The sequence below is a fragment of the Synechocystis sp. PCC 7509 genome (assembly GCF_000332075.2).
In the GTDB taxonomy this organism is placed as follows: Bacteria; Cyanobacteriota; Cyanobacteriia; order Cyanobacteriales; family Chroococcidiopsidaceae; genus Aliterella.
In genome coordinates, this window is the sequence record NZ_ALVU02000001.1 from 1,130,896 (window position 1) to 1,146,013 (window position 15,118).

A 15,118-nucleotide genomic window follows, 5' to 3' on the forward strand; every position below is an offset into this window, starting at 1 on the left:
TTATCTTACCCAAATCATCTTCTCATCTAACAGTTTGTTAACGTAGTACCATCAAGTTAACTGCCGTGTATGGATATTTTGATTGTTGAAGATGAACCAGAAATAGCTAGACTCATCCAACTATCTTTAGAAAAAGAAGGTTTTTCTTGCTATATTAGCCGGGATGGTCTGAGTGCGTTGCGAGTAATTCAGGAGCAACAACCGGATTTAATAATTCTTGACTTAATGCTCCCTGGCTTAGATGGACTAGAATTGTGTGCCAGAATCCGTCAAAAACCTGGAGCAAAAGATCCTTATATTTTGATGCTGACGGCTAAAGGTGAAGAAATAGATCGAGTTATTGGCTTATCTACAGGGGCTGATGATTATTTAGTTAAGCCTTTTAGTCCTAGAGAATTGGTTGCTAGAGTTAGAGCTTTATTGCGCCGTAGTCTCCGCCAAGGAGGGCAATCTCAAGTATACAAGACGGGGCATTTTATAATAGATATAGATGGGCGGTCGGCTAGTCGCAAATTAGCAGGTGCGGTGGCGGGAGAACTGCTTGATCTAACAACTTTAGAATTTAATTTGTTAACAGTATTTGTTAGCAATCTTGGACGAGTTTGGAATCGTACCCAGCTAATAGATAAACTTTGGGGTAGTGACTTTTTTGGCGACGAACGGGTAGTAGATACTCATGTTGCCCGATTGCGAAAAAAAATCGAACCAGATCCTAGCAATCCGACATTTATTAAAACCGTTGTTGGTGCGGGCTACAAGTTTGAAGACTCGGCTAGTTAATGTCAACTTACAAAAAACTTTAACTAATGTGAATTTGCGATCGCGTTTATTTTTTTCCCACCTTCTTGTCATGATCGTGGGTATCCTCAGCTTAGTAATTGTGGGCAAAGTTTCCTCGCCGCGCTTTTTTGTCCTGCGCCTAGAACAGCTAGAAGGTACGGGTTATCGCTTGCGTTACGCTCGTCCCCAACTAATTGAAGGCTTTGAAAATGCTTGGTATCGCGGCACACTTTGGTCTTTAGTGGTCAGTACAACAGCATCGGGGGCTTTAAGTTATTGGGTATCACGGCGCATTGTTCTTAGTTTGACCCAAATGGAACAAATTACCCGCCAAATTGCCGCCGGACAACTAGATCGGCGTTTACCAAATAGTGACATTCCCGAACTTGATCGCCTCAGTGCTAGTTTTAACCATATGACCGCTAGTTTGGAAGGGGTAGAACAACGGCGGCGCGAACTTATTAGTGATTTAACCCACGAATTACGAACCCCGCTTACTATTGTTCGGGGGTATTTAGAAGAATTAGCCGAAGGTGGAATCGAGCCATCGCCGGAAGTTTATTTACGGCTATCTACCGAAACCAAACGTTTAGAGCGGTTAGTTAACGATTTGCAAGAACTCTCCAAAGCTGAAGCGGGTTATCTAGCAATTAATTTGCAGCCTGTAAATATTCATCCCTTATTAGAATCATTGGTTCAAAAATTTGCTGACCAACTATTAGATGAAAGTCCAATTTTACTTTTAGAATGCCCGCCCCAATTACCGCTAGTATGGGCAGATATAGACCGAACCGAGCAAATATTAGTTAATTTACTCGGTAATGCTTTGCTTTATACCATCTCTGGCTCAATTAAGCTTTCTGCTTGGACTGAAGCGGGTAAACTTTGGCTGGCGGTAACAGATACAGGTATTGGTATTGCTCCTGAACACTTACCGCATATATTCGAGCGTTTTTATCGGGCGGATAGATCAAGGTCTCGTCATTCGGGAGGTACAGGAATTGGGCTTGCTATCTCTCGCCGTCTAGTAGAGTTGCAAGGCGGCGAAATCTCCGTAGAAAGTGAGTTTGGTAAAGGTAGTACGTTTAAGTTTTTTTTGCCTTTAGCTTAACTTCTTTGCCGGAAGTCCCGCGCTCTACCGGTACTCATTCAGCGCCGGGATGGATAGGCAGGCAGTGACGATTACATCCAAGTTTGTAGTTGAAACGCAGCTTCTACGGGAAAGGGAATGAATGAGGAACTGCCAATCTATATTGGCTCTTAATGGATTCCAGGGATCTACTTGAGGAGACATCCCAGAAGAGATAGAAGTAGTGATTTACCTCGTTTTCGCGTGTTGTGAACAAACTCAAAGAATCCCAGATACAGGGGTAACTTTTCTTGAGAAATGCCTCGGTGCGGTCTGAACCAAGACCGAAGTAAGGACCAGAAGCCTTCCATCGTATTCACATGGACTTCGCAGAATCCATCTCCATCTTCCAGAGCGAGCATACTCTCCCTTACCATGACAGACACTTTTATGGTCATACCCCCATTTAGATAGACGAGAGTAGATGCTATATTCATCAGTGTAGATAAGAGTCCCAGCTCCTATACTGCCTTGAATCAATGGTGCAATTGTAGTCGGTTTTACGTTGGGAAGCATCTTGAGAACTACTTCTCCTTGGCGTTGAATCATCCCGAAAATCGGAGGTTTTTCTTTTGCCAGAGTTCCTCGTCCCGATTTTGATTTCAGACGACGGCATCGTCCTGTTCTACCTTTTTTTTGACTACTTCTGGCTATCCCTTATGTCCAGCGATGACCTACACTTCGTCCCACTCTACTTCTCCTTCCAAGCTGACCGTCGGTTTGTTTGCTACGATTCCAGAACGTAATTGTGTTGTCATTTGCCTATCATCAGCTTGATTGAGGTCGAGTTCAGTGGAGATTTGATGATTGGAGAGATTCAATCCCATCAGATATAAACACAGTATCCAAATCCGTAGAGGCTGATGATGTCCTGCCAAGATAGTATCGCTCAGGTCACCCGTAGCGTTTTTGGCAAGCCTTGCACTGGTAACGTTGGCGTAGAGGTTGAGTTTCATCAAATCCCTGCTTAACGACTTGATTGGACTTGCAACCTGGGCAAACTATACCAAGAGGCCATCGAATCTGGCGTAGGACTTCAAAACACTTAGCATCATCAATCAACGTTTGAAGATTTACCAGCGAGGGATTGGTCATGGACTGGAATACGCGCTCCGTTTAGAACTCAAGGTATTATAACCCTTTGACCAGTCCTCCACTTCCAGATCCCTGGAATCCATTAAGAGCCTTAATGTTTTGTTTTTGCCGTCCTTTGAGAGCAGATTAAACGTCGATCGCCGAGTAATTTGAGATAATCTGCTGGTACTTTGTACTTACTTGCGCCAAATCATAGGTAGGAGTAATGGTTTCAACTTTAAGCACCTTGAGTTGCCCAACACATTCGCTTACCTCCGTCAACTGTTCAGCCATTTGCAGTTTTGTAGTCACCGTCACTCCTGCTGAACAGACTGCCGCCAATAAACAGATTGGCTTCCAGTTTTTGTCGTTGCCGATCGTTCCTGCCGTACCAGCAAAGAGCGCCGCTAAGGCAGCGAGAATGATGCTTGTTGTCGTGTATCGATTATTGTTACGTTTGAGCGTATTCTTTTGTGCTTGCGCTTTTTCAAGGCTACTAGAGATTTGCTCTCTCATTGCATCAAATTGTGGTTCTGGAACAGTTGAGTTTGTATTCATGGGTCTCTCCTCAAAACAAAATCAGAAGTATACTCACCTGCTTACAGCAGTTCTCAGTTGGGTGAAACATAGCAACAGCAATGGGTGAACCAGCCAATAATGTCTTGGAGTGTCACCGCAGCGAGAGCATCGGTAATTGCTTGGTCTAACTGAGCATAGGTTCGTGCCGCTCTGGCACGCAGAAACTCTTTGACTTTTGACCAACAGTTTTCAATTGGTGAAAAATCTGGCGAATAGGGGGATAAATAAATGACTGTTGCGCCTACCGATTCAATTGCCTCACGGATACCATTAACTTTGTGGGCGGGCAAATTATCCATAACTACACACGCGCCTGTCCAGAGATTAGGCACTAATACCTGTCCAGAGATTAGGCACTAATACCTGAGTCACATAGGTCTTGAATGCTAGAGCATCAGTTGCACCGGGAAAAGTAATTTCACCTACCAGCCCCCGTAGCGCCATTGCACCAATCAATGTTACATTTTGTCCGCGCCCGTAAGGAGCGTGGTTATAGGCGCGGCTGCCTCGGACAGAACGGGCATAACGCCGTGTCATTGCTAAGTTGGAGCCTGTCTCATCTACAAACACCAAATCCTCCAAGTTGACTGCTTCAATTTCATGCCAATATTCTACCCGCAACTGTTGTACTCGTTCGCTGTCTCGCTCCGTTGCGCGCAGAGTTTTTTTTTCTGGTAAGTTTGAGCTTTTGGACGTATCGTCCCATCGTAGCTCGACTGATCCTTACTCCAACANGTTGCTCCAGTTGGTCGCATAACTCTACCAAAATGGCATCATTATTTTCGTCTACTAAATCAGCTACTACCGCCTCTTGTTCGGGGCTAAGTTTAGCTACTTGACCTCCTCCATGCGCTCTGGGTTCAACGGTTCCATCGGTGCGATAACGCTTTAATAAATTCTCAATAAATGTCAAACTGACCCGAAACCTTCTTGCCAACTGCCTCTGGGAACTCTCTTTTTGGTTATACGCATCAACTATTTTCTGACGCAGGTCTGTAGAGTATGCTTTCATTTGTCTTCCATTCCAGTTTCATCTTTAACTGTATCTTGCTCAATCAAGAACTGCTGTATCTTGTAGCAGATACAAAGCACGCGCTCCTAATTCCTGAAACTAATGATGGATTTTTTGAGTAAGTTATCTGCACAACTCATTTAAGGTTTGACTTGCAAAACGGTCCCTTTGCGAGAGCAAACGAAAGATACCCAATAATAAGAGCTTTGGTATTGGAGTGAGTGACCATTTCTAGTTGAGGTTGCCGCAAAGCCGCACTTCTACATACATTTTTCCGATAACATAATTTGGGAGCTATTCAGATATCAAAAAACACGATTGTGCGTAGTTTTTTTAAATCCACTACTTCATCTAAGCATGACTTCAAATACTTTCAAGCTGTAAATTATTCGTTGGTCAGGCAGCCTGAGTGGGGAACCATAACTGCTGCCACTGACCGTTAAGTTCAACCACTTTGAGTAGACATAAAGCTCTGCTGCCAAGGGGTCGCCAACTCATCCCCTTGTTTTTCTGGCGAGAGCCGACAGTTAAATCTACTCCCTTCTCGACCCGCCCGCTACCAATAGTTTTACCAGCTTGACTGCGGCGACTATAGTTGATGCTGCTTGACTGACAAAAGTATTAGAGGCTAGGACAAAGACTAGGCGGGAAGTCGAAGCTAGTTTAAGCTGAACAGTTACCACACTAATCGGCGAACACTATGACTCCCACTTCCCGCCTTTATGATGCAATGAATGCCTTCCTGAGTCAATGTGACATTCAGTGGCGCGATATTCGGCACTTAAAAACGCTCTGCTGGATGATGGTCGGCATGATTGAAAGCCAAAACGTTCATCTCAACGGCTTTGGAGTCTATATTAATAGTCGCGCCCAATACGCTCAATCTCACCAGCGACGATTTCGGCGCTGCCTCTCTAATCGTCGCATCGATATTTCTGCCACTCACCAAGTTCTGATGGCACAAGCCTTATCCACATGGGGCAAAAAACGACTGTATTTAAGCTTGGATACGACAATGGTGTGGAACTGTTTCTGCTTGATCTGGGTGGGGGTGGTCTATCGAGGACGCACGGTCGTCGTCGCTTGGCGGATTGTGCCGCAAGCCAGCAGCACTGTCAAATTGTGGGCAATTCAACGGGTGTTGCGACAAGCTGCACGGATCGTTCCGGCAGAAGTAGAGGTCGTTGTCTTGGCAGACAGAGGGTTTGCCGATGGCAAGTTCATGAAATACCTCCGAGAAACCTTGCAGTGGCACTTTCGGATTCGGATTAAACGTTCCTTTCAGTTTCAACTGGACGGTCAATGGCGCAAGGTTGCATCCGTTTCTCTTCCACCCGGTCAAGCCTATTTCACGCCAGCTATTGCCATTGGTAAGACCAGACCTTACGGGGATGTCTATTTAGCCTTTGCCCATGACCGCCAAAGTGGCGAAGATTGGGTGATTGTCAGCGATGAACCGACGACTCTTCAGACCTTTGCCCAATATCGCTTGAGGTTTCAAGTGGAAGAATCATTTTTGGATTTGAAATCGAACGGCTTTAATCTCGAAGCCTCTCGGTTGCGAGACAAGTTTGCCCTCACGCAACTGTGTGGGGTCATTGCTCTGACCACGCTATTTTTAGTTTTACAAGGGACGCAAGTTGTGACCTCTGGAAAGCGTCGATTCGTCGATACTCACTGGAATCGTGGCATGAGTTATCTCAGGCTGGGTTGGAACTGGATTCGTCTTGCCCTGACTCGTCAGTGGGAAATTCAGATTTATCCATGCCTCTCCAGTCTGCCTGACCCCGAACCTGCCTTTGCTTCTAAGCGTCAACAGGAGAACGAGTTTATGCGTGAATTCGTTGTTCTCAGCCGCATTCCAGCTTCTTAGTTTTGTCAGTCAAGCAGATAGTTGATGATTTCAGGTTGATGTTTTTCCAAATATCTAATCAACTCTTGCCACTTGTCTAAATTTCTAGCCTGCACCTGGTGTTGCAAATATTCAAGAGCAATCGCAGTATTACCTTGCCATAATTGGGAGAATAAAAACTTTAAATGTTTTGCTTTTTCGAGCTTATTGGTGGCAATCATTGACATCAGCTCTCGGAGTTTTTTACAGAGGTGATACCAATCTAAAACCACGACAACTGCTGGTCCAAAAATAGTAAAGAGCCGATGACGAATCGTTCTGGCTCCATCAGTAATTGCTACTAAATTTAAGGGGAAAGTTTTACTTCCATACTCTTGGATAACTTTAGCCTTGACAACACTGGCTAAATTTAGTAAATTTTCACCTTTTGTATTAATAAAAGCAGCTATGTACTCAAATCCAGCCGTCGCTTTTTGGAGAATGACAATATCTGTAGTAATAGCTGTAGCTTTATCACCTATATATTTTTGGCTCTTATTTTCGTCTTTTGCCTCTTGGCGTTCGGCTTTTTGACCTTTTACTTGAATACCATCATCAAATAAAAGAATTTCTTTTTCTTTAGGATTGTAAATATCCACAATGGGGTTTACTTGGAGTATATCATCGCCATTTTTAGCTAAAGTTGCTCTATTACTTTTGTAAATCTCTTGGCTAATTTCTAGGGCTTTAGCACTTACAATTTGCCCAATTTTCTGGTCACTTAATAACCTTTCTCCACTGGTTCGCTCTACTAATAAAGCTACTTCTTCATAGCTCATACGATTGCTATAGTAGCTACATAGCTCTTGCAATCTTGAACTCACATAGCCTTTTTGCAATTGGTTTGTTAGAGCCAAGTAGTTTGTTTCTCGTGCATCAAATTGGTATTTTTGTAAAGAAAACACGAACTTTCCGTGTAACGTCTTAATCCACACCAGTAGTCTGCCGTTACAACTAAATTTTTTGTTTTTTTATCTCTTGGGTAAACTGGTTTTGAGCCTCTGTTAACAAGCTTGCCTCTATTTCTGGCAGTGCTTGTCGTTTCCATGCCTCCACTGCACCTTCAATGTCATGCAAGCTTTGATTCCCTAAATTTATCTCTTGTGGAGCAAGTTGACTCACAATGTTCCCTGCTTCATCTCTAATGGCAATTTCCACTCTTGCTCTCATGCTTCACTCCTGCTGCCGTTTGCTTCCATACTTTTAGGGCTATTCTCTCAGTCTACCGATATCAACGGATTTTTTACAGGTGGAACTTTTATATATATCTATCTATTCATATTATGAACTTTTTTTAGAGTTGCCCGTCTAACTGACAAAAGTAATGAAACGAATTGGAGGACTTCTTAGGTATTAGGTGTGTCAACGAGTGATGATTGTTAGCTATTGACATGACGCGATCGCCAAACACTCAAAAGCTACTATCCTTTTAAAAGGATTAGTTAACAATTAATTTATCCTCCTCTTAGTTTCCGGTTAACAATTTTATTAACTTACGTTGCTTTTTAATTATTGCTGCATTGTAGTTTCTTTAAGGTTTGTGGAAAAATTATTTTGATAAATCTCTATCCTCTTTTATCTACAAATAACTTAATGACGATCGGGAAAATACATTAGTAATTTGAGGTATATGGAATTTAAAACAACGGCGAAAATCTGCCAAATAGGTCTACCAAAATTAACGTACTTGAAATTTGAATTAATCTAATGAATAAAAAATCTTTGATATTGTCAGTATTAATAGTTTTCGGCACAATTGTTCCCAGCAATGCTACTCCTACCCCAGCCGATCCCAAAGTAGTACATATTTTAAACCGTTTAAGTTTTGGGATTCGTCCTGGTGACATTGAAAAGGTTAATTCTATGGGTGTAGAAAGTTATATTAAACAACAATTATCGCCGAATTCGATTTCCGAGCCGCAAAGCTTAACTAGCAAAATTAATAAGTTAGAAACCTTAAATCTTAGTGTTGTAGAACTAACAAGAAAATACGGTAAAACTAAAATACCCGGACAAAAACTAACTCAAGAGCAAATCCAAGATGCTAAAAAGCAAATGCGAAAATTGCCAGTAGAAGCAACTAATGCACGATTATTACTAGCAGTAGAAAGCCCCAGACAATTACAAGAAGTGATGGTAGACTTTTGGTTTAATCATTTCAATGTTTTTGCTGGAAAAGACCGGATTCAATTTTGGGTAAGTGCTTACGAACGCGGTGCAATTAGACCGCATACTTTAGGTAAATTCCGCGACTTGCTAGAAGCCACTGCACGCCATCCAGCGATGTTATATTACTTAGATAATTGGCAAAATACCGCCCCAAATAGTCCTGGTATGCGCCATCGAACTAGAGGTTTGAACGAAAATTATGCCCGCGAGTTAATGGAACTGCATACACTTGGTGTAGATAGTGGTTATACTCAGCAAGATGTTACTACTTTGGCAAGAATTTTGACTGGATGGGGGTTTGATTTGAAACAAAATCAAAATAATTCGGGGTTTTTCTTCGACTCCAATCGTCATGATTTTAGCGATAAGATTTTTTTGGGACAGGCAATTAAAGGTACCGGTGAAGCCGAAGTCGAACAAGCTTTAGATATTTTGGCAAAACATCCAGCCACTGCACGTCATATCAGTTATAAGTTAGCGCAGTATTTTGTCAGGGACAATCCACCAGAAACTTTAGTAAAAAAGATGCAGCAGCGTTTTATCGCTACGGATGGAGATATTCGTGAAGTCTTAACAACTTTATTTCAAAGTTCTGAATTTTGGGATGCAGAAAATTACAATGCTAAATTTAAGACTCCCTATCAGTATGTAATTTCCGCAGTTCGAGCAACGGGAATGGAAGTAAATAACGTCCAACCACTTGTTAATACATTAAAACAATTAGGAATGCCGCTTTTTGGTTGTCCAACACCAAATGGTTACGAAAATACAGAACAAGCATGGTTAAATCCCGATGGTCTAAACAAACGTTTGACTTTTGCCGTTGCCCTTGCTAACGGTCGTTTGCTAGGACAAAAAAATGAAAAAAAAGCTAGCTCAATTACTCGTATTGATGCTTCCCAATTATCAAATTCGCTGGGAAACAATTTTTCTTCTAAAACTCAAAATGCAATTAATTCAAGTTCACCGCAACTAAGGGCGGCGTTGATTTTGGGCAGCCCAGAATTCATGAGAAAATAAACAGGCAAAAAACTGAAAATTATTCACCATTAACTATTAACTAATTATGAAAAGACGTGATTTTATTGTGCGCTCTAGTATTTTCTCTGCTAGTTCTTTGATAGCTGTTGGTACACATACTTTAATTGCGAGAACGGCTACGGCTAAAGCTAATCCAAAACGTTTGGTTGTGATTTTTTTACGGGGGGCGATAGATGGATTAAGTGCAGTAGTTCCTTACTCAGAAAGTGCGTACTACGAAATGCGATCGCGGATTGCAATTCCGCAACCAGGCAAAGCTAAAGGCGCAATCAATTTAGATGGAAATTTTGGCTTGCATCCAGCTTTAGCAACTTTAATGCCTTTTTGGGAACAAAAAAATTTAGCCTTCGTTCATGCCTGTGGCTTGCCTGATGCGAGCCGTTCTCATTTTGATGCTCAAGAATATATGGAAAGTGGAACTCCTGGAGTCAAAAACACTACCGATGGATGGATGAATCGCTTGCTGGGGAGTCTATCTGCAACTTCACCGATCCAAGCGATAAGTCTAAGCCCAACTACACCGCGCATTTTAACCGGAAAGATGCCAGTAGCAAATATTTTTATCGGTAGAAATAGAATTAAACGCACTCCTTTAGATACACCGCGAATTCGTACAGCTTTTGACAAGTTTTATGATGGTAGCGATAACTTGAGTCAAACTTATCGAGATGGGCAAGAAATAAACCAAACTGTAACTAAACTTCTAGATGAAGAAATGCAAAGGGCAAATAATGGTGCGCCTTTACCAAATGGATTTCCTTTAAATGCTCAAAAATTAGCTCAATTGATGCGAAAAGACCCTAGAGTGGAATTAGGTTTTATTGCTTTGGGTGGTTGGGATACTCATGTTAATCAAGGTGGAAGTAAGGGACGATTGGCAATAAACTTAGAGTTGTTGGGTAAGGGCTTAGAGACTTTAGTAAAAGAATTGGGTTCGGCTTATCAAGATACAACTATTGTCGTCATATCGGAGTTTGGGCGCACAGTGCGAGAGAATGGAAATGGCGGAACCGATCACGGACATGGTAATGTGATGGCGATTTTGGGTGGTAAAGTTAAGGGCGGAAATATCTATGGAGATTTCCCCGGTTTGGCAAGTAATAAACTATATCAAGGTAGAGATTTAGAAGTTACAACAGATTTTCGAGATGTTATTGCCACGATATTAACAGGACATTTGAATTTGTCAGATCGAGAATTGAATCGGGTTTTACCAAATTATGCTGCTAAAAACAATATTAAGTTATTTGGGTAATTAAACTTGGCTCTTAATGGATTCCAGGGATCTGGAAGTGGAGGACTGGTCAAAGGGTTATAATACCTTGAGTTCTAAACGGAGCGCGTATTCCAGTCCATGACCAATCCCTCGCTGGTAAATCTTCAAACGTTGATTGATGATGCTAAGTGTTTTGAAGTCCTACGCCAGATTCGATGGCCTCTTGGTATAGTTTGCCCAGGTTGCAAGTCCAATCAAGTCGTTAAGCAGGGATTTGATGAAACTCAACCTCTACGCCAACGTTACCAGTGCAAGGCTTGCCAAAAACGCTACGGGTGACCTGAGCGATACTATCTTGGCAGGACATCATCAGCCTCTACGGATTTGGATACTGTGTTTATATCTGATGGGATTGAATCTCTCCAATCATCAAATCTCCACTGAACTCGACCTCAATCAAGCTGATGATAGGCAAATGACAACACAATTACGTTCTGGAATCGTAGCAAACAAACCGACGGTCAGCTTGGAAGGAGAAGTAGAGTGGGACGAAGTGTAGGTCATCGCTGGACATAAGGGACAGCCAGAAGTAGTCAAAAAAAAGGTAGAACAGGACGATGCCGTCGTCTGAAATCAAAATCGGGACGAGGAACTCTGGCAAAAGAAAAACCTCCGATTTTCGGGATGATTCAACGCCAAGGAGAAGTAGTTCTCAAGATGCTTCCCAACGTAAAACCGACTACAATTGCACCATTGATTCAAGGCAGTATAGGAGCTGGGACTCTTATCTACACTGATGAATATAGCATCTACTCTCGTCTATCTAAATGGGGGTATGACCATAAAAGTGTCTGTCATGGTAAGGGAGAGTATGCTCGCTCTGGAAGATGGAGATGGATTCTGCGAAGTCCATGTGAATACGATGGAAGGCTTCTGGTCCTTACTTCGGTCTTGGTTCAGACCGCACCGAGGCATTTCTCAAGAAAAGTTACCCCTGTATCTGGGATTCTTTGAGTTTGTTCACAACACGCGAAAACGAGGTAAATCACTACTTCTATCTCTTCTGGGATGTCTCCTCAAGTAGATCCCTGGAATCCATTAAGAGCCACTTGGGAAACAGAAACTACACTTATTTTTTGTTGACGGTCAAACAATACCCTAGGTTTAAGTAATATTTTTAACAGCAACCACAAAGATTGTAACTCCCCTGGGGTATCTTGACGTTTCCATTGTCCGGGGCGACAAAACAACATCTCTACCAAAACCCTGTGTTGAGCCGGAGTTACCTGCTCAAATACTATTTGCACGCTAGGAAAGCGATCGCTGACCCCAGTTTGAGTAATTTGTCCTTGCAAAACCATCTTTTCTTCTAAAATTTCTAAGGTTACTGGCAAGGTTTCTCCCCTGGGAAGGGTTGGAAGCCCTAACTGAGTAAGCGCGACTTCAGCACCAACTTCAGAAATTTTTGTTGTCACGCCCCACAGGGTTTGTCCACCAACATCCAACCGTACTGACCGCCGCAGATCGAACCATTCGTGTAAATCGGGTTTAGGAACATCCAGTAGTATTAGTAAAGAAACACTAATTAATAGCAGGTTGTAAATACTCCAAATCCAACCTAAATTAATACCTCTAAGTTGCTCCGCAATTTCTGGTGCCATTGCTGGCATCATCGCTCCCCTCATCACCGACATACCTAAATTCCACCATAAGCTTACTGAGGTCAGGATAAACAAGAGGATTAAAGGCCAAGCTAATCTCCAGTTAAAATAAAAGTTATCGTTGCGAGTTCCTTTTGGCGTTACATTAAATCCTTTTGAAAAGGGATTTAGCATTACTTGAATAACCGTTGTTACCAAAGGTAAAGTTAGCACCAAAGTATAAATATCTGACAGCAACGCCGAACGAGAACGCTGATTTAACCATGAAAATACTGTTAATTGCACTACGTAATAGGGCAAAAAGAAATACAGCAATTCGGTAGGGGCGGCTTTAAGAGGAACAACCCCTAAAAACGAATAGGCTAAAGGTATAATCAGGAATCCTCCACGAGATATGCTGGTAAACCAATGCAGCAAACCTTCTAGATGTCCTAATCTTTGTAAAGGTCGCAGTCCGGGGATAGTCAAAGGATTAGCTTTAATAAAAAATGCTTGCAACGTTCCCCTTCCCCAACGCAATCGCTGTAGAGCATGGGCTGCTATATTCTCCGCAGCTAAACCAGCACTTAATTTTTCATCTAGATAAACTAAGCGATATCCTAGAGCAGATATCCGAATGCCTGTAAAATAATCCTCACTTACGGAATCGGTGACAAAACCTCCGACAGCTTCAAGGGCGCTGCGCCGGACAACAAAAGACGTTCCCGAACAAACAACACTACCCGCAGCATCGCGAATCGGCTGAATTTGTCTGTAAAATACTTCTTCTTCCGGCGCTAGGACATTCTCTAAGCCTAAATTACGGGCAATGGGATCGATATTGTAAAAACTCTGCGGAGTTTGAACAAGGGCTATTTTCTGATCTTGAAAAAATCCCACTGTGCGAGTTAAAAAGTTTTTAGTGGGGACAAAATCTGCATCAAAAACAACAATTAACTCCCCGTTAGTTTGGGGAAGAGCGTGATTTAGGTTTCCGGCTTTAGCATAAAGATTGTCAGGACGGGTTAGATACTCGCAACCTAATTCTAATGCCAGTTGTTTCATTGGTGAACGTCTAGTATCATCAAGCAGATATATTTTTTTATCAGTGTAATTAATAGCTTGACAGCCGATTATAGTACGGCGCACGATAAATTCTGGCTCGTCATAAGTGGGAATTAAAATATCAACAGATGGATAAAAGCTACCATCTAAAACCTGCAACGTTAAAGAATCTGCTTCACGCTGGCGATTTTTGACTCTCAGCATCAAAAATAACTGGAGTGTGGCATTTACAAGCAGCAACATTTCTAGAAAAAATAAACCTAAACTAAAGAAGCCATTTAGGGGGTCAGCTACATTTAAAGTAGAAAGACTTCGCCATAAAATATAACGAATGGTCAAACCCAACAAAATGCACACTACTAGCACCCGCGACCAAGTTTGGGGTTGAGGAGAAATTTTTATTACAGCGATCGCGATTAAAAATAGCATTATCGTAGGTGCGAGTAAATATTTTCCCGCTACCATTGGTGCTTCTAGCCACATCGGCGGGTTATCTTGCATTAACTGAATTTGGGTAAAAATTTGCTGAATTGTCCCTAACCCTGCAAACCAAGCTGCAACCCCCGCACCAGATACAAATACAATACCCAATAGCAGTATCGTTGCCAGTTGCGGCTGCATAAACTGCTGTGGGCGATCGCGATTGTTTAAAGCTTTTTTACTAAGATTAGAATTTTTCATATTATGATTTTTATCCTATTTGAAATTTAATATAATCAGGAAACTACAATACGTCGGATTAATTCGTCACTTTTTTTTAAGGTTAGTACCGAAATGAAACTTAAGTAGGTTAATCGAGTCGCTTTACTCGGCTTTAGAGAGTAACAAACTGACTTATAAATTCTCTAATCACGCAACACATACCCCACACTACGAATAGTTTGAACTAAACGCTGTTCGCCCGTTGCTTCCAACTTTAAACGCAGATAACGAACATAAACTTCAATAATATTGGAATTGCCCATAAAGTCATAACCCCAGACTTTTTCTAAGATGCGATCGCGCGTAATCACTTGCCGAGGATGCAATAACAAATATTCTAGTAAATCGAACTCTTTAGCGGTTAATTCAATTAATCTTGCGCCGCGATAAACTTGCCGCGATCGCCGATTTAAACTAAGGTCTGCAAACTCTAGCATATCTGCGTCTACTTCTTGCCCTGGCCTCAGCCGGGCGCGGATTCTGGCTAACAATTCTTCAATACTAAAAGGCTTAACTAAATAATCGTCTGCACCTGCGTCTAAACCAGCAACGCGATCGCTTACTTCGTCTTTTGCTGTTAATAATATAATTGGGACTTTATCCCCCGTAGTCCGCAAGCGGCGACAAATTTCGATCCCCGATAACCCCGGTAACATCCAATCTATTATAATTAAGTCAACTTGCAATTCTCGCGCTGCGGTCAATCCCGCTACGCCGTCATAGACTACACTAATTTCGTAGCCTTCATAACCTAGTTCTAATTGAATAAACTTAGCTAATTTAATTTCGTCTTCTACGAGCAGAATATGTGCTGTCATAA

At 42.1% G+C, this 15,118-nt stretch carries 19 protein-coding genes; 8 read left to right on the forward strand and 11 right to left on the reverse strand.

Annotation, left to right across the window (positions count from 1 at the left end; all coding sequences use genetic code 11):
* Positions 1-69 precede the first annotated feature (69 nt).
* Together SYN7509_RS0205765 and SYN7509_RS0205770 are read left to right on the forward strand one after the other, a co-directional pair.
* On the forward strand, positions 70-780 hold the full coding sequence (locus tag SYN7509_RS0205765) for a response regulator transcription factor (RefSeq protein ID WP_009631156.1): 711 nt from the start codon (positions 70-72) through the stop codon (positions 778-780).
* Positions 761-1,891 (forward strand): sensor histidine kinase, encoded by a 1,131-nt coding sequence (locus tag SYN7509_RS0205770; RefSeq protein ID WP_028954125.1) that lies wholly within the window; start codon positions 761-763, stop codon positions 1,889-1,891. The genes SYN7509_RS0205765 and SYN7509_RS0205770 overlap by 20 nt, the downstream gene beginning before the upstream one ends.
* 237 nt (positions 1,892-2,128) lie before the next feature.
* Here SYN7509_RS0205770 and SYN7509_RS31645 read toward each other — a convergent pair whose 3' ends face one another.
* The 7 genes from SYN7509_RS31645 to SYN7509_RS29590 all read right to left on the reverse strand — a co-directional run bounded on the left by SYN7509_RS31645 (position 2,129) and on the right by SYN7509_RS29590 (position 4,574).
* Positions 2,129-2,563 carry a transposase gene (locus tag SYN7509_RS31645; RefSeq protein ID WP_202807277.1) on the reverse strand — a complete coding sequence of 145 codons (435 nt, stop codon included), beginning with the start codon at positions 2,561-2,563 and terminating at the stop codon, positions 2,129-2,131.
* A 20-nt stretch (positions 2,564-2,583) separates the two neighbouring features.
* Positions 2,584-2,865 carry a hypothetical protein gene (locus SYN7509_RS30605; RefSeq protein WP_028954126.1) on the reverse strand — a complete coding sequence of 94 codons (282 nt, stop codon included), beginning with the start codon at positions 2,863-2,865 and terminating at the stop codon, positions 2,584-2,586.
* Positions 2,804-3,004: a transposase gene (locus tag SYN7509_RS31650; RefSeq protein WP_202807212.1), complete on the reverse strand. Its 201-nt coding sequence runs from the start codon at positions 3,002-3,004 to the stop codon at positions 2,804-2,806. The genes SYN7509_RS30605 and SYN7509_RS31650 overlap by 62 nt, the downstream gene beginning before the upstream one ends.
* Positions 3,005-3,130: 126 nt before the next feature.
* Positions 3,131-3,541: a hypothetical protein gene (locus SYN7509_RS0205785; protein ID WP_028954127.1), complete on the reverse strand. Its 411-nt coding sequence runs from the start codon at positions 3,539-3,541 to the stop codon at positions 3,131-3,133.
* A 53-nt stretch (positions 3,542-3,594) separates the two neighbouring features.
* Positions 3,595-3,894 (reverse strand): transposase, encoded by a 300-nt coding sequence (locus SYN7509_RS31240; protein WP_051482553.1) that lies wholly within the window; start codon positions 3,892-3,894, stop codon positions 3,595-3,597.
* A complete protein-coding gene (locus SYN7509_RS31245) occupies positions 3,887-4,183 on the reverse strand; it encodes a transposase (protein WP_148297937.1) in 297 nt (98 codons plus the stop codon). Before SYN7509_RS31245 ends, SYN7509_RS31240 begins: the two co-directional genes overlap by 8 nt.
* Positions 4,161-4,574 (reverse strand): helix-turn-helix domain-containing protein, encoded by a 414-nt coding sequence (locus tag SYN7509_RS29590; protein WP_148297939.1) that lies wholly within the window; start codon positions 4,572-4,574, stop codon positions 4,161-4,163. The genes SYN7509_RS31245 and SYN7509_RS29590 overlap by 23 nt, the downstream gene beginning before the upstream one ends.
* Positions 4,575-5,274: 700 nt before the next feature.
* Between SYN7509_RS29590 and SYN7509_RS0205800 the strand changes: the two genes are divergently transcribed.
* Complete coding sequence (locus SYN7509_RS0205800) at positions 5,275-6,447, forward strand: transposase (RefSeq protein WP_028954128.1); 1,173 nt, start codon at positions 5,275-5,277, stop codon at positions 6,445-6,447.
* A 5-nt stretch (positions 6,448-6,452) separates the two neighbouring features.
* Here the strand turns inward: SYN7509_RS0205800 and SYN7509_RS0205805 are convergent, their stop codons facing one another.
* Positions 6,453-7,370: a hypothetical protein gene (locus tag SYN7509_RS0205805; protein ID WP_028954129.1), complete on the reverse strand. Its 918-nt coding sequence runs from the start codon at positions 7,368-7,370 to the stop codon at positions 6,453-6,455.
* A 49-nt stretch (positions 7,371-7,419) separates the two neighbouring features.
* Positions 7,420-7,635, reverse strand: coding sequence for a hypothetical protein (locus tag SYN7509_RS0205810; RefSeq protein WP_009629988.1), 216 nt, complete (start codon positions 7,633-7,635; stop codon positions 7,420-7,422).
* 537 nt (positions 7,636-8,172) lie between these two features.
* On the opposite strand from SYN7509_RS0205810, the gene SYN7509_RS0205815 reads away from it, so the two are divergent.
* From SYN7509_RS0205815 to SYN7509_RS31660, 5 genes are all read left to right on the forward strand, one after another.
* Positions 8,173-9,654 (forward strand): DUF1800 domain-containing protein, encoded by a 1,482-nt coding sequence (locus SYN7509_RS0205815; RefSeq protein ID WP_009629989.1) that lies wholly within the window; start codon positions 8,173-8,175, stop codon positions 9,652-9,654.
* Positions 9,655-9,700: 46 nt separating this feature from the next.
* A complete protein-coding gene (locus SYN7509_RS0205820; RefSeq protein WP_009629990.1) occupies positions 9,701-10,930 on the forward strand; it encodes a DUF1501 domain-containing protein in 1,230 nt (409 codons plus the stop codon).
* A gap of 99 nt (positions 10,931-11,029) precedes the next feature.
* Positions 11,030-11,230 carry a transposase gene (locus SYN7509_RS31655; protein WP_202807212.1) on the forward strand — a complete coding sequence of 67 codons (201 nt, stop codon included), beginning with the start codon at positions 11,030-11,032 and terminating at the stop codon, positions 11,228-11,230.
* The gene (locus tag SYN7509_RS30930; RefSeq protein WP_028954126.1) at positions 11,169-11,450 is read left to right on the forward strand and encodes a hypothetical protein; all 282 of its coding nucleotides are present in this window, start codon (positions 11,169-11,171) and stop codon (positions 11,448-11,450) included. The genes SYN7509_RS31655 and SYN7509_RS30930 overlap by 62 nt, the downstream gene beginning before the upstream one ends.
* Positions 11,451-11,518: 68 nt before the next feature.
* Complete coding sequence (locus SYN7509_RS31660) at positions 11,519-11,905, forward strand: transposase (protein WP_148298071.1); 387 nt, start codon at positions 11,519-11,521, stop codon at positions 11,903-11,905.
* Between the two features lie 62 nt (positions 11,906-11,967).
* Here the strand turns inward: SYN7509_RS31660 and SYN7509_RS0205835 are convergent, their stop codons facing one another.
* Both SYN7509_RS0205835 and SYN7509_RS0205840 read right to left on the reverse strand, forming a co-directional pair.
* Positions 11,968-14,277, reverse strand: coding sequence for a glycosyltransferase family 2 protein (locus SYN7509_RS0205835; protein WP_009630317.1), 2,310 nt, complete (start codon positions 14,275-14,277; stop codon positions 11,968-11,970).
* A 164-nt stretch (positions 14,278-14,441) separates the two neighbouring features.
* The gene (locus tag SYN7509_RS0205840; protein ID WP_009630316.1) at positions 14,442-15,116 is read right to left on the reverse strand and encodes a response regulator transcription factor; all 675 of its coding nucleotides are present in this window, start codon (positions 15,114-15,116) and stop codon (positions 14,442-14,444) included.
* Positions 15,117-15,118: the final 2 nt, after the last annotated feature.